The following is a 12,904-nucleotide window of genomic DNA, read 5'->3' on the forward strand; positions in this document are numbered from 1 at the left end:
TCTCGTGCCATCACTCGCTATGGTGATGACACGCGATGTCATCGGGCAGCGCGACGACCGATCGGAGAACTGCCGTGCCCACCGAATCCGCCGCCTGGCTCGCCTCGTCCGCCGCCGACCTCACCGTCGGCCCGGCACCGCGCACCGCACCGCGGGCGGGCGAGGTCGCGATCCGCGTCCGCGCCGTCGCGATCAACCCGCTCGACACCATGAAGCAGCACATGGGCGACCTCATGTACCGCTGGCTCCCGCACCCCGCCGTGCTCGGCGAGGACGTCGCGGGCGTCGTCGACGAGGTCGGCCCGGGCGTCACGCGCTTCGCCGTCGGCGACCGCGTCGTCGCGTACGCGGTGGGCATGGAGAAGGGGCGGCGGCACGCGCCGGAGGGCGGGTTCCAGTCGCGCACGATCGTCCGCACGGACCTCGCCGCCCCGATCCCGGACGCCGATGCGCTTCGAGGACGCCGCCGTCCTCCCGCTCGGCATCTCGACCGCCGCCTCCGGCCTGTTCGGTGCAGGTCAGCTGGCGCTCCGCCACCCCGACGCGAGCACCCCGCCCACGGGCGAGACCGTGGTGGTCTGGGGCGGATCCACGAGCGTCGGCGTCAACGCGATCCAGCTCGCGGTCGCGGCCGGCTACGACGTGGTCACGACGGCGTCGCCGCGCAACCACGAGCTGGTGCTCGCCCTGGGCGCGGGTCGGGCGTTCGACTACCGGAGCCCGACGGCGGTGCGGGACATCACGCGGCACCTGGCGGGGCGCCGGGTCGCGGGCGTGCTGGCCATCGGCACCGGATGCGGCGACCCGGCCGTGCGCATCGCCGCCGCCACGGGCGCGACGCGCGTGAGCATGGCGAGCCCGCCCGTCGCGTTCGACACCCTGCCGCGCGGCGGGCGCATCGGCCTGCCGCTCGTGCGCCTCGGGATCCGCATGGGCACCGCCACCCCGGCCCTGATGCTGCGGGCGCGCGTCCACGGGATCCGCGCGACCTTCATCTGGGGCAGCGCCCTCATGCACGACGGGGTCGGCCCGATGCTCTGGGAGCGGTTCCTCCCGGCGGCCCTCGCCGAGGGGCGGTACGTCGCCGCGCCCGAGGCCGAGGTGGTCGGCACGGGGCTCGCGGCGATCCAGCCCGCGATGGACCTCCTGCGCGCCGGCGTCTCCGCGCGGAAGCTCGTCGTCTCGCTGGACGACCGCGCGTGACCCGCGCGGCTAGCGTGGGGGGCACCGACACCGAGGAGCACCCGCATGAGCCGCATCACCGTCGACCAGCTCGCCGCCCTGGACGCGCCCGTCCTCATCGACGTGCGCGAGCCCGACGAGTACGCCGCGGGGCACGCGCCCGGCGCCGTCAACCTGCCCATGTCGCAGCTCGACGCGCGCGCCGACGAGGTCCCGACGGACGCGCCCGTGCACGTGATCTGCCAGTCCGGCGGGCGCAGCGCGCGGGCGACCGAGGCGCTCGTCGCCCCGCGGGGTCGACGCGGTCGACGTCGAGGGCGGCACGAGCGCGTGGATCTCCGCCGGTCACCCGGTCGACCGCGCCTGAGCCTGGCGGCGTCCGCCGTCGCGTCCGTACGATCGGGGCATGCCCGCCGCCGCGCACGAGCTCCTGACCGTCCCTGACCGCGCGGCCTGGCGCGCCTGGCTCGACGCCGAGGAGGACGCGTCCGACGGCGTGTGGCTCGTGCTCGCGAAGAAGGGCACGACGGATCCGACCTCCCTCACCTACGCGGAGGCCCTCGACGAGGCGCTCTGCAGCGGGTGGATCGACGGGCAGACCGCGAGCATCGACGAGCGGGTGTTCCGCCGCCGGTTCACCCCGCGGCGGAAGGCGTCGCTCTGGTCGGAGCGCAACATCGGCCTGGTCGCCACGCTGACCGCGGAGGGGCGGATGCGTCCGGCGGGGATCCGTGAGGTGGAGCGCGCGCAGGCGGACGGCCGCTGGGAGCGCGCCTACGCGGGCCAGGCGTCGGCGTCCGAGCCGGAGGACCTGCTGGCCGCGCTCGCGGCGTCGCCCGACGCCGCGGCCACCTTCGCGACGCTGTCCAAGGTCAACCGCTACGCCGTGATCCACCGGGTGACCACTGCGCCGAGCGCCACCGTGCGGGCGAACCGCCTGGCGAAGCTCGTCGCGATGCTCGAGCGCGGCGAGTCGCCGCACCCGCAGTAGGGGAGCGGTTGCGGGCGCCCACTCGGCCGCGTGGGCGTCAGGTGCCCGAGAGCGTGACCGTCAGGACCCCGTCGCGCACCTCGACGGTCGTCCCGCGGTGATCGCGGACGCGGGGGAGGCCGGCGGTGGCGTCGCTCTCGTGGTCGCCGACGACGACCACGCGCATGCCCGCGGCGAGGCCCGCGCGGATGCCCGCCTCGGCGTCCTCGTAGACGATCGCGTCGGCGGGATCCACGCCCAGGCGCGACGCGGCCAGCAGGTAGCCGGACGGGTCGGGCTTGCCGGCCGTCACGTCGTCCGCCGACACCACGACGTCCGGCACGCGGATCCCGGCGCCCGCGAGGCGGGCCCGCGCGAGGTCGGGGCCGGCGCTCGTGACGAGGGCGTGGTTCGCCGCGGGCAGGGCGGCCACGAGGTCGCGCGCGCCCCGGATCTCGACGGTGGCGGGGCTGCCGTCGAGCTCGAGACGGTCGAGCTCGGCGAGGAGGGCCGGCACGTCGCTGCCGGCGGGCGCGAAGCGGGCGATGCTGTCGGCGGCGCGCACGCCGTGGATCCGCCGCATCAGCTCCGCGGGATCCTGCCCGAAGCGCACGGCGAGCCCGGTCCAGATCTCCTCCACGAGCGCGGTCGAGTCCACCAGCGTCCCGTCCATGTCGAGGAGGAGCGCGCGGGCGGTGAGCGTGACGGGTGCGGTCATGGGTCCATCCTCCAGGACGCGCGTCGGCCAGGATGGGGAGCGTCCGGCGATCCGGCGCGGGACGAGTGGAGGCGGCATGGGCTCGGGGGACGCGCACGAGGTCGAGGCCACGAAGGTGCGCACCCTGGCCGGCATCGCCTCCTTCACGCTGATGCTGGGGCTGCTCATCGTCGGGCTCGTGCCCGACCTGTCGGCCCTCGGCGGTCGAGGCGGCGGCGTCCCTGCCTGGTTCGGCGCCGGCCTCTTCGTCGTGCTGGGAATGGCGGGCCTCGGCTGGGCGGTGCTGCGCGCGATCCGGTTGCGGCGGCGAGCCCGTGGATGACGCCGTCGGGACGGCGCTCCTCGTCCTCCAGCTCGTGGGCATGGTCGCGATGGCCGTGACGGCCGTGCGGGTCCTGTCGTTCGGCATGGTCTCGCGCGAGCGGCCGCCGCGCCGCATCGTCATGCCGGGACTCGTCTGCGGCGGCGTCGGGCTCGTCGCCTTCGTGCTGCGCCTGTTCCTGGCCTGACCGGCGGATGCCCGGCGCCTCCGCGTCGTCGATCCAGTCGTGTGGACCGGGTCAGGCGGCGCGCACCGCGGCGTCGATGAGCACCTCGGCGGCGCGGCGGGCGTGGCGGGCGGGCTCCGCGGATCCGGAGATGGCGGCCGTGGTCTGCGCGCCCTCGGCGAGGATCGCCAGCTGGTCGGCGAGGTCCGCCGGGGCGCCGGCGTCGCGCACCAGGCCCGCGACGTATGCCTGGAACGACGCCTTGTGGCGACGCGCGAGGTCGGCGACGGCCGGGGAGACCGCGCCGAGCTCGCCGAACGCGTTGATGAAGCCGCAGCCGCGGAAGTCGTCCTCGTCGAACCAGTCGGCGAGGTAGTCGTAGACCGCCAGCAGGCGCTCGCGGGGAGCGGCGGCTCGGGCGACGCGGCCGGCGACGCCGTCGGTCCACATCGCGTGCCGGTGCTCGAGCACGGCCACGACGACGGCCTCCTTCGACGGGAACTCGGCGTAGATCCGCTTGAGCGAGACGCCGGACGCAGCCCGGAGGTCGTCCATGCCCACGGCGGTGATCCCGCGGCCGTAGTAGAGCCGGTCGGCCTCGGCGACGATGCGCTGCCGCACGTCGGGCGCGGGGCTCGTCGTCGGGGCGGGAGCGGGCGCCGGTGCGCTCGGCGCGTCCACCGTCGTGACCGCGCCGCCCGCCGATCGTCCATCTGCCATGCACCGATCCTACCTTGCGCGGAGAACGACCGTTCCCCTATGGTGGGCACACCGGAGAACGTTCGTTCTCCGCCTTCGTCTCATCGAGAGGACACCGCTCATGGCATTCGTGACCGTCGGCACCGAGAACAGCACCGACATCGACCTGTACTACGAGGACCACGGCACGGGCCGGCCGGTCGTGCTCATCCACGGCTACCCCCTCGACGGGGTCCTCCTGGGAGAAGCAGACGGCGGCGCTCCTCGACGCCGGCTACCGCGTCATCACCTACGACCGCCGCGGCTTCGGGCGCTCCAGCCGCCCCACCGTCGGCTACGACTACGACACCTTCGCCGCAGACCTGAAGACCCTGGTCGACACCCTCGACCTGCAGGACGCGGTGCTCGTCGGCTTCTCGATGGGCACCGGCGAGGTCGGCCGCTACCTCGGCGCCTACGGGTCCGAGCGCATCGGCAAGGCCGTGTTCCTCGGATCGCTCGAGCCCTACCTCCTGAAGACCGACGACAACCCCACCGGCGTGCCGCAGGAGGTCTTCGACGGCTTCCTCGCCGCGGTGCAGGACGACCGCTACTCGTTCTACACGGCCTTCTTCCAGAGCTTCTTCAACACCGACGAGAACCTCGGCTCGCGCCTCAGCCAGGAGGCGCTGACCGCCAACACCGCCCTCGCCTACGCCGCGTCGCCGCACGCCTCCGTCTGGGCGCAGCCGACCTGGCTCACCGACTTCCGCGCCGACATCCCCCGCATTGACGTGCCGACGCTGATCGTGCACGGCACGGCGGACAACGTGCTCCCGATCGACGCGACGGGCCGCCAGTTCGCCAAGGCGCTGCCGTCGGCCGAGTACGTCGAGCTCGAGGGCGCCCCGCACGGCATGCTCTGGACGCACGGCTCCGAGATCAACCAGCTCCTGCTCGACTTCCTCGCGAAGTAGCCGCTGGGCGTACGGCGGGCGGTCGACGCCTGCCGAGCCTGAAGAGGCCGGGATCCGCATGGATCCCGGCCTCTCTCCGTCTCCACGGCCGTGGCGCGCCTCCGCCACGGGTCGGGACCCCTCACGGCTGCCCGAGCGACCGGTGCGCCGGCTCCCCGTCCACGTAGCCTGGATCGATGACGGCACGGCAGACGAGGGCGGGCGGCGCCCGGGCGACCGCATCGCACCACGTCGTCATCGGCGCCGGGCTCGCGGGGGCGGCCACCGCATGGCAGCTCGCGAGCCGCGGCCACGAGGTCACCGTGCTCGAGCGCGACCGGCCGGCCAGCATGCTCGGCAGCTCGCACGGGTCCGCCCGCATCCTCCGCTACGCCTACGAGGACCCCTTCTACGTGCGCCTCGTGCGCGACGCCCGCGTCCTGTGGGACCGCCTCGAGCGCACCACGGGCGCGCGGCTCGTGACGCCGACCGGATCCGTCGACTCGGGTCTCGTGCGCCGACCCGCGGAGCTCGCGCGCGTGCTCGAGCGCGTCGGCATCGACCACGAGCTCCTCACCGCGCGCGCCGCCGAGGACCGCTGGCCGGAGATGGCGTTCGACTCCGACGTGCTCTGGCACCCGGCCGCCGGCGTCGTGGACGCCGAGGCCGCCGTGCGCACGATGCTCGACCTCGCCGTCGGCCACGGCGCCGTCGTGCACGAGGGCTGGACCGCCGCGTCGGTCGAGCGGGTCGGCGCGGGCCTCGCCGTGGTGTCCGACGACGGCCGGCGCGTCACGGGCGACAGCGTGGTGGTGGGCGCCGGCGGCTGGCTGCCCGACCTCCTCGGCGCGCTGCCGCTGCCCCGGGCCGCCCTCGACCGCGTGCCGCCGCTGCGCGTGCGCCAGGAGCAGGTGTTCCACTTCGCCTACATGGACGGCCCGCGCCCGGTGCCGACCTCCATCCACATGGACGAGCTGATGCAGGTCTACGCGCTGCCCGGCGGCCGGGACGTGGAGGGCCGCGGCCACAAGGTCGCCGAGTTCGACGGCGGGCGCGTGATCCCGTCGGCCGCGCACCAGGACGGCCACGTGGATCCCGCGAACCGCGCCCGCGTCGTCGACTGGGTGCGGCGGAACCTCCCGGGCGCGGAGCCCGTGCCCTACGCCGAGGCCACGTGCCTGTTCACGAGCACGCCGAGCGAGGACTTCGTGATCGACCGGGTCGAGGGGATCACCATCGTGTCGCCATGCTCCGGCACGGCGCCAAGTTCGCGCCGCTCATCGGCAGCCTCGCGGCCGACGCCGCGACCGGCGAGCGCGTCGAGCCGCGTTTCGCGCTCGCGCCCTGAGCCGGGCGGCCCGCCTCCGCCTCCGCTCCTGACCCGAGGTGATCCGGGTGGTGCGGTCGCGCCGACCCTCAGACCTTCGTGCGTCCCCGGCCGCCGGCGCGCGGGCGGTCGCGCTCCGGGCGGTCCGGCGACGGACCGGCGCCGTCCGTTCCGCTGCGGGCGGAGGCGCGCTGCCGTTCCGCCGCGAGCCGGCTCAGCTCGTCGCGCAGCTCGGCGACGCGGTCCTCTCGCCCCTCCTCGGGCACGGCGCCGGGCAGCAGCTGCGGTGCGAGCCGCGCGCGCACGATCTGCTCGAGCGCCGAGTCGCGCGCGATGACGAGCACCTCGCGGAGCGCGTCGGGGTCGCGGCTGAGCGCGCCGAGCCGCTCGACGATCTCCTCCGCGATCTCCGCGCGGAGGGTCAGTCCCGGCACGTCGCCCTCGCGGTAGTCGTCGGGTCGCTTCCCCTTGCCCTCGCGCAGCGCCGCGCGGTCGCGGGCCATGCGCAGCCGCTCCGCCTCGCCGCGCTTCTCGCCCGTCAGCTCGGCCAGCTCGCCGCGCAGCGCCTCGATGAGCGACTCCTCGTCGAAGGCGCGGCGCTCCCGCAGCGTGCGCAGGATGATCAGGTTCTCCATCTGGAGCCGGAGCGCGACGCCGACGAGCAGCAGGGACTCCTCGATCAGCACCTCCTTCTGCGCCGGATCCGCGGCGACGCGGGCGGCGACGGAGGGCGGCGGGGCGCCGGGCTTGGAGGGCTTCACGGGGCGGATGCGGGGCCGGGGCATGACGTCCTCCCGCTCCGCCCGCTCCACCGGCGAGGTGCTCCCAGGGTACGCGGATCCTCCGACGCGGGGGCGGGTCGCGCGTCAGGCCAAGCGCTGCCGGAGGAACGCGAGCGTGCCGAGCTCGTCGTCGATGCCGCCGCCCTCGTGGCCGCTGTACTCCCACTCGGCGATCTCCTTCTCGCCCGCGTACGCCTCGAACGCGCCGTAGACGGTGGAGGCCGGGCAGATGGCGTCCATGAACGCCACCGAGAAGCGCGCGGGCGCGGTGGCCCGACGGGAGAACGCGACGCCGTCGAAGTAGCGGAGCACCGCGTGCACGTCGTCGGCGCGGCCCCGGTACGTCTTCAGGTAGTCCGCGATCTCGCGGTAGGGGTAGGCGTCGGTCATGCGCGCGGCGCGTTCGATGTCGCAGAGGAACGGCACGTAGGCGGAGACGGCGGCGAGGTCGTCGCGGAGGCCGGCGACCGCGAGCGCCAGCCCGCCGCCCTGGCTGCCGCCCTGCACCGCGATGCGGGCGGGATCCACGACGTCGAGCGAGCGCGCCACGTCCACGGCGCGCACGGCGTCGGTGAAGAGGCGGCGGTAGTAGTAGGTCTCGCGCGAGCCGATCCCGCGGGTCATGAAGCCGGGGATCTGCGGTCCGGAGGCGTGGTCGTCGGCCGTGTCGCCGGTGCTCCACACGGAGCCCTGCCCGCGCGTGTCCATCTGGAGGTGCGCGTAGCCGGCGGCCACGTACATCAGCGACTCCTCGGCGCGTCCGCGCCCGCCGCCGTATCCGACGTAGGAGACCACGGTGGGCAGCGGGCCGGTCGCGCCGGCGGGGGTGCGGAGCCAGGCCCGCACGTCGGTGCCGCCGGATCCGGCGAAGGTCACGTCCTGCACGTCGACGAGGGCGAGGTCGGTCTCGACCGGCGTCCGCCGCACGTCGAGGTCGTGCTGCGCCGCCTCCGCGAGCGTGTCGGCCCAGAACGCGTCGAAGTCGTCGGGATCGACGTGGCTGCTGACGTGGGCGCGGGCGGCGTCGACGGGTTCGATGAGCATGGATCCTCCGGGGCGGTGCGATGGGCGGTCGGCGTCCCGCGAGCCCCGGTGGGCTGCGTCGCCTCGATCATCATGCCCGGAGGGCGGCGCCGGCTGCACGTCCGGCAGCGGCCCTTGACCGGCGCGCTGACCCGGGCGGCGTGTGGCGGCGGGCCGGATGCGGGGCGCCCTCAGCTCACGTGCACGTCCGGCCGCCGCGATCGCACGGGCTCGGCCCGGCGGAGCACCTCGCGCGTGACGGGCGCGACCTCGCCCGTGCCCGTGACCAGGAAGCGGAGGAGGTTGCCGACGGGCGAGCCCTCGGTCCACTCGAAGTAGACGCCGGGCTTCACGCCCGTGAGGTCGCGGACGGCGAGGAGCACCGCGGCGATCGTGTTGGGGACGTTGCCGCTCGTGACCTGGAGCACGCGGAAGCCGCAGCGCACGATGCCGCGCACCACGAGGTCCTCCTCGAACTCGGAGGAGTCGCCGGGCGTGACCTCGAGGAAGATCACCGGCGCACGCGCCGGGATGCCGCTGTCGCGCCGCTGGTCGCTGGCCTTCCGGCGGTACTCGGCGATGCGCTCGTCCTCGGTCAGGCGCTCGTCGGGCTCGTCCGGCTCGTGGGCGATGATGCTCACCGCGCCGTAGTCCTCGGCGTCCTCCATGACGAAGGCGCGCGCCCGCTCGTCCATGGTGAGCGAGGTGGCGCGCAGCTGGAAGGAGCGCTGCACGCGGCTGACGATGGACACCGCGAGGATCCCGAGGATGAACAGCGCGGCGATCCGCACGCCGTCCGGCCGCTCGATCACGTTGACGACCGTCGTGTACGCGAACACCGTGGCGATCGCGGCGAACCCGACCGTGCGCTTCCGCTGCCCGGCCTTCCGCGCGGACAGCGTCACCGCGACCGACGCGGAGGTGATGAGCACCAGCACGCCGGTCGCGTAGGCGCCGGCCTGCGCGTCGACGTCGGCCTGGAACACGAGGGTCACGATCACGGCGATGGCCGTGAACACGAGCACCAGCGGGCGGACCGCCGCCGCCCAGTGCGGCGCCATGCCGTAGCGGGGGAGGTAGCGCGGCACGATGTTGAGGAGGCCCGCCATCGCGGAGGCGCCCGCGAACCAGAGGATGCAGATGGTGCTGATGTCGTAGAGCGTGCCGAACCCGTCGCCGAGGAACCGGTGGGCGAGGTACGCGAGCGCCCGGCCGCTGGCCTTCCCGCCGTCCTGGAACTCGGCCTGCGGGATCAGCAGGGTCGTCACGAAGCTCGACGTGATGAGGAAGGCGCTCATGATGAGCGCCGCCGTCGCGAGCAGCCGCTTCGTGCCGTGGATGCGCTGCCGCGGCACCCCGTCGGCGTCGTCCTCGCCGCGCACCTGCGGCATGACGGCGACGCCCGTCTCGAAGCCGGAGAGGCCGAGCGCGAGCTTCGGGAAGACGATGAGCGCGATGCCCACCATGACGAGCGGGTTGCCGTGCTGGGCGGTGAGGGCCGCCCACCAGTCGTCGATGACGACCAGGTTCCCGGCGACGTGGAAGATCGAGACGACGATGACGATCGCGTTGAGCGTGAGGAACACGGCCACCAGCACGACGGCGATCGAGATCGCCTCGCGGAACCCGCGGAGGAACACGAACGCGAGCGCGGCGAGGAGCACGAGCGTCAGGAGCACCTCGTTGCCCGCGAACCACGACGGCGCGAACGGGTTCTCGACGGCGTGGGCGGTCGCGTCGGCCGCCGACAGCGTGATGGTGATGAGGAAGTCGGTCGCCGCGAAGCCCAGCAGCACGAGCACGAAGAGCTTGCCGCCCCACCAGGGGAGGAGGCGCTCCAGCATCGCGATGGAGCCCTCGCCGCGCGGGCTCTCGCGGGCGACGCGCCGGTACACGGGGAGCGCGCCGAGCAGCGTCAGGAGGATGAGGACGAGCGTCGCGAGCGGCGACAGGAGCCCGGCCGCGACGGCCGCGATGGCCGGCTGGTAGCCGAGGGTGGAGAAGTAGTCGACGCCGGTGAGGCACATGACCCGCCACCACGAGTGCGTCTTCCCGACCGTCTCGGCGTGCGGGCCGGGGTGCGCGCCGGACGCGCCGGGCAGGCCGTCGAGGAGCCAGGCGGTGATCCCGTCGCGCGCGCGACGCTGCTCGGGTGCGCGCAGCAGCTCGGGGGCGCTCACGCGCGGGCTCCCGGTGGCGCAGCGGAGCGGGGACGTCATCCGACCGTGATCCGGGCAGTGCACGGGGATCCTCCTGAGGCGGCGCCGGGACCCCGTCTCGCGGATGCGACGGTCGGGCCCGGCTGCATCGTCGCCTCATCGTGCCACCTCCGGCGGCGTGCGGCGTGCGCGTGCAGGCGGCGGTCAGGTGGGCGGGCGCTCCGCGGTCATCCGCCCGTCCGGGCGCGGGATGCCCAGAGCTGCGCGGCGAGCCCGACCACGATGAAGCCGGACATCAGCGCCCCCATCGCGGTCGCGGTGCCGCCGAGCGCGCCCGTCAGCGGCGTCGCCAGGCCCCCGAGGCCGAACTGCAGGCCGCCGACGAGCGCCGAGGCCGTGCCGGGGTGCCGGTGGCCGAGCGCCTGCGTGAGGGTGATCGAGCCCGGGATCACCCACCCCCAGCCCGCCGTGACGAGGGCGAGCGCCGGCCAGACCAGCGCGGGGCCCGTACCCGCGACCGCTCCGGCCAGCACGAGGATCGAGCCGGTCGCGCAGGTGACGAGGCCGATCGTGAAGAGGCGGTCCTCGTCGAAGCGCCCGATGAGGCGTCGGAACACGAGGGTCGACACGATCATGCAGGACGCGTTCGAGGCGAACACCACCGTGTAGAGGCCCTCGCCGAACCCGTACTGCTCCTGGAACACGAAGGAGGAGGCGGCGATGTAGGAGAAGAAGCCGATGGTCGCGGCGCAGCCGGTGACGAGGTACCAGCGGAAGCGGGGGATGCGCAGCAGCTCCGCCATGCGGCCGAGGACGGCCCGGGCGAGGTGCCGCCGGTGCCGGTGCGGACGAGCGTCTCCGGCAGCAGCCGGGCCGCGGCGACGGTGAGCACCAGACCGAGAGCGGCCAGCACGGTGAACGCCGCGCGCCAGGACCAGGACGTGAGCACGAGCCCGCCGACGAGCGGGGCGACGACCGGGCCGACGGAGTTGACGACGGCGAGGGTCGCGAACAGGCGGCTGCGGAGGGTGCCCGTGGCCGCGTCGCCCACCATGGCGCGGGCCGAGACCGCGGCGGCGGCACCGCCCAGGCCCTGCACGACGCGGGCGAGCACCAGGGTCGTCACGTCGGGCGCGAGGGCGCAGACGACGCTGGCGAGGGTGAAGAGGGCGGTGCCGGTGAGGAGGATCCGCCTCCGGCCCACGCCGTCGCTGATGGGCCCGACGACCAGCTGGCCGACGGCGAACGCCACGAGGAACGCGGTCAGCGTCAGCTGCACCGAGGCCGTGGAGGCGTCGAGGTCGGTGGCGATGGCCGGCAGGCCCGCGATGTAGAGGTCGGTCGCGAACGGCGAGATGCCGACGATGAGGGCGACGGTCAGGAGCGGTGCGCGGCGCGCGGTCCACGACGTCCGCGGGTCGGGATCGGGGCCGGATCCGGGTGTCGGGCGTCGTCGCTCATCCATCCCGACAGTAGCCCGGTCCGCTCGCGTCCTGCCGCCGTCGCGGGATGCGCCTAGCCTCGACGGAGGGCGCCGCGACGGCCGCCCCCACGCATCCACGAGGAAGAGGAACGCGCATGACGACCTGGCTGATCACGGGATGCTCCACGGGGCTCGGGCGCGCGTTCGCCGAGGAGGCGCTGTCGCGGGGCAACGACGTCGTCGTCACGGCGCGCGACGCCGCGAGCGTGCAGGACCTCGCCGACCGCTTCCCGGAGCACGCGCTCGCGCTCGACCTCGACGTGACCGACCCGGCGCAGGTGTCGCTCGCGGTGGATGAGGCGACCGCCCGGTTCGGCGGCGTCGACGTGCTCGTCAACAACGCCGGCTACGGCTACCGCGCGGCCGTCGAGGAGGGCGACGACGCCGACGTCGCGCGCCTCTTCGACACCCAGTTCCACGGCAGCGTCCGCATGATCAAGGCCGTGCTGCCCGGCATGCGGCAGCGTCGGAGCGGCACCATCGTGAACCTCTCGTCCATCGGGGCGGCCCGCACGGGCGCCGGATCCGGGGTACTACGGCGCGGTCAAGGCCGCGATCGAGCAGATGACCATGGCGCTGCGCACCGAGCTCGAGCCGCTCGGCATCGTCGCGACGGTGGTGGCCCCGGGCTCGTCCGCACCGACTTCTCCGGCCGCTCGCTCACGCAGTCCTCCACCGTGATCGACGACTACGCCGAGACCGCGGGCAAGCGCCGCAAGGAGGTCGACACCACCGACGGCACGCAGCCCAACGACCCCGCTCTCGGCGCGAAGGTGCTCGTGGACGCGGTCGAGGCCGGCGCGCCCTACTACCTGCTGCTCGGCGGCGACGCGATCGAGATCGTCACCGGCGCGCTCGACGACCTGCGGCGGGACATCGACGACTGGGCCGACGCCAGCCGGTCGACCGCGTACGACGCGGGCTGAGGCGCGCGGGGTCGGGCCTCCGCGGCCGGCCGCGTCCGTCGGACCGTCCTCGGCAGGACCGTCGGCCGCGGGCGCGGCCTTCCCGGTGACCATCGACGAGCGGATGACCTTCGCGAAGTAGAAGAGGCCGAGCACCAGGAACGGCAGCCCGACCACGCGGGCGTCCTCGAGGAGGAGCATCAGCACGGCGCCGGGCACCGCGAAGGCGATCG

General features: G+C 74.5%; 11 protein-coding genes and 4 pseudogenes. 9 read left to right on the forward strand and 6 right to left on the reverse strand.

Annotation, left to right across the window (positions count from 1 at the left end; all coding sequences use genetic code 11):
* Positions 1-209: 209 nt before the first annotated feature.
* The 4 genes and pseudogenes from ACZ411_RS12695 to ACZ411_RS12710 form a co-directional block, all read left to right on the forward strand.
* Positions 210-383 (forward strand): annotated as a pseudogene (locus ACZ411_RS12695) (alcohol dehydrogenase catalytic domain-containing protein); the annotation flags it as partial.
* Between the two features lie 64 nt (positions 384-447).
* On the forward strand, positions 448-1,203 hold the full coding sequence (locus tag ACZ411_RS12700) for an MDR/zinc-dependent alcohol dehydrogenase-like family protein (RefSeq protein ID WP_464171055.1): 756 nt from the start codon (positions 448-450) through the stop codon (positions 1,201-1,203).
* A gap of 45 nt (positions 1,204-1,248) precedes the next feature.
* Positions 1,249-1,626, forward strand: a complete 378-nt coding sequence (locus tag ACZ411_RS12705; RefSeq protein ID WP_464171057.1) for a rhodanese-like domain-containing protein — start codon at positions 1,249-1,251, stop codon at positions 1,624-1,626.
* A complete protein-coding gene (locus ACZ411_RS12710; RefSeq protein WP_464171059.1) occupies positions 1,589-2,173 on the forward strand; it encodes a YdeI/OmpD-associated family protein in 585 nt (194 codons plus the stop codon). Before ACZ411_RS12705 ends, ACZ411_RS12710 begins: the two co-directional genes overlap by 38 nt.
* Positions 2,174-2,210: 37 nt before the next feature.
* On the opposite strand, the gene ACZ411_RS12715 is transcribed toward ACZ411_RS12710, so the two are convergent.
* Positions 2,211-2,870 carry an HAD-IA family hydrolase gene (locus tag ACZ411_RS12715; protein ID WP_464171061.1) on the reverse strand — a complete coding sequence of 220 codons (660 nt, stop codon included), beginning with the start codon at positions 2,868-2,870 and terminating at the stop codon, positions 2,211-2,213.
* A 76-nt stretch (positions 2,871-2,946) separates the two neighbouring features.
* On the opposite strand from ACZ411_RS12715, the gene ACZ411_RS12720 reads away from it, so the two are divergent.
* Together ACZ411_RS12720 and ACZ411_RS12725 are read left to right on the forward strand one after the other, a co-directional pair.
* The gene (locus ACZ411_RS12720) at positions 2,947-3,192 is read left to right on the forward strand and encodes a hypothetical protein (protein WP_464171063.1); all 246 of its coding nucleotides are present in this window, start codon (positions 2,947-2,949) and stop codon (positions 3,190-3,192) included.
* A complete protein-coding gene (locus ACZ411_RS12725; protein ID WP_104290746.1) occupies positions 3,185-3,379 on the forward strand; it encodes a hypothetical protein in 195 nt (64 codons plus the stop codon). Before ACZ411_RS12720 ends, ACZ411_RS12725 begins: the two co-directional genes overlap by 8 nt.
* 51 nt (positions 3,380-3,430) lie before the next feature.
* On the opposite strand, the gene ACZ411_RS12730 is transcribed toward ACZ411_RS12725, so the two are convergent.
* The gene (locus ACZ411_RS12730) at positions 3,431-4,078 is read right to left on the reverse strand and encodes a TetR/AcrR family transcriptional regulator (RefSeq protein ID WP_094114735.1); all 648 of its coding nucleotides are present in this window, start codon (positions 4,076-4,078) and stop codon (positions 3,431-3,433) included.
* Positions 4,079-4,178: 100 nt separating this feature from the next.
* On the opposite strand from ACZ411_RS12730, the pseudogene ACZ411_RS12735 reads away from it, so the two are divergent.
* Together ACZ411_RS12735 and ACZ411_RS12740 are read left to right on the forward strand one after the other, a co-directional pair.
* Positions 4,179-5,013, forward strand: a pseudogene (locus ACZ411_RS12735) (alpha/beta fold hydrolase).
* A 176-nt stretch (positions 5,014-5,189) separates the two neighbouring features.
* A pseudogene (locus ACZ411_RS12740) lies at positions 5,190-6,340 on the forward strand (FAD-dependent oxidoreductase).
* A gap of 68 nt (positions 6,341-6,408) precedes the next feature.
* Here the strand turns inward: ACZ411_RS12740 and ACZ411_RS12745 are convergent.
* From ACZ411_RS12745 to ACZ411_RS12760, 4 genes and pseudogenes are all read right to left on the reverse strand, one after another.
* Entirely contained in the window at positions 6,409-7,104 is a 696-nt protein-coding gene (locus ACZ411_RS12745) for a hypothetical protein (protein ID WP_464171066.1), read from the reverse strand.
* Positions 7,105-7,185: 81 nt separating this feature from the next.
* Complete coding sequence (locus ACZ411_RS12750; protein WP_464171068.1) at positions 7,186-8,145, reverse strand: acetylxylan esterase; 960 nt, start codon at positions 8,143-8,145, stop codon at positions 7,186-7,188.
* A 170-nt stretch (positions 8,146-8,315) separates the two neighbouring features.
* The gene (locus ACZ411_RS12755) at positions 8,316-10,304 is read right to left on the reverse strand and encodes an APC family permease (RefSeq protein WP_464171070.1); all 1,989 of its coding nucleotides are present in this window, start codon (positions 10,302-10,304) and stop codon (positions 8,316-8,318) included.
* 206 nt (positions 10,305-10,510) lie between these two features.
* Positions 10,511-11,748: pseudogene (locus ACZ411_RS12760) on the reverse strand (multidrug effflux MFS transporter).
* A 113-nt stretch (positions 11,749-11,861) separates the two neighbouring features.
* Here ACZ411_RS12760 and ACZ411_RS12765 point away from each other — a divergent pair.
* The gene (locus ACZ411_RS12765; protein WP_464171073.1) at positions 11,862-12,692 is read left to right on the forward strand and encodes an SDR family NAD(P)-dependent oxidoreductase; all 831 of its coding nucleotides are present in this window, start codon (positions 11,862-11,864) and stop codon (positions 12,690-12,692) included.
* Positions 12,693-12,904 lie beyond the last annotated feature (212 nt).

Source organism: Clavibacter sp. AC415, assembly GCF_979252985.1.

What these genes read in the sequence shown, in the direction of transcription:
- ACZ411_RS12730 (WP_094114735.1), bottom strand. Translation starts at nt 4,078, where the DNA reads ATGGCAGATGGACGATCGGCGGGCGGCGCGGTCACGACGGTGGACGCG.
- ACZ411_RS12700 (WP_464171055.1), top strand. Translation starts at nt 448, where the DNA reads ATGCGCTTCGAGGACGCCGCCGTCCTCCCGCTCGGCATCTCGACCGCC.
- ACZ411_RS12720 (WP_464171063.1), top strand. Translation starts at nt 2,947, where the DNA reads ATGGGCTCGGGGGACGCGCACGAGGTCGAGGCCACGAAGGTGCGCACC.
- ACZ411_RS12705 (WP_464171057.1), top strand. Translation starts at nt 1,249, where the DNA reads ATGAGCCGCATCACCGTCGACCAGCTCGCCGCCCTGGACGCGCCCGTC.
- ACZ411_RS12715 (WP_464171061.1), bottom strand. Translation starts at nt 2,870, where the DNA reads ATGACCGCACCCGTCACGCTCACCGCCCGCGCGCTCCTCCTCGACATG.
- ACZ411_RS12765 (WP_464171073.1), top strand. Translation starts at nt 11,862, where the DNA reads ATGACGACCTGGCTGATCACGGGATGCTCCACGGGGCTCGGGCGCGCG.
- ACZ411_RS12745 (WP_464171066.1), bottom strand. Translation starts at nt 7,104, where the DNA reads ATGCCCCGGCCCCGCATCCGCCCCGTGAAGCCCTCCAAGCCCGGCGCC.
- ACZ411_RS12710 (WP_464171059.1), top strand. Translation starts at nt 1,589, where the DNA reads ATGCCCGCCGCCGCGCACGAGCTCCTGACCGTCCCTGACCGCGCGGCC.
- ACZ411_RS12750 (WP_464171068.1), bottom strand. Translation starts at nt 8,145, where the DNA reads ATGCTCATCGAACCCGTCGACGCCGCCCGCGCCCACGTCAGCAGCCAC.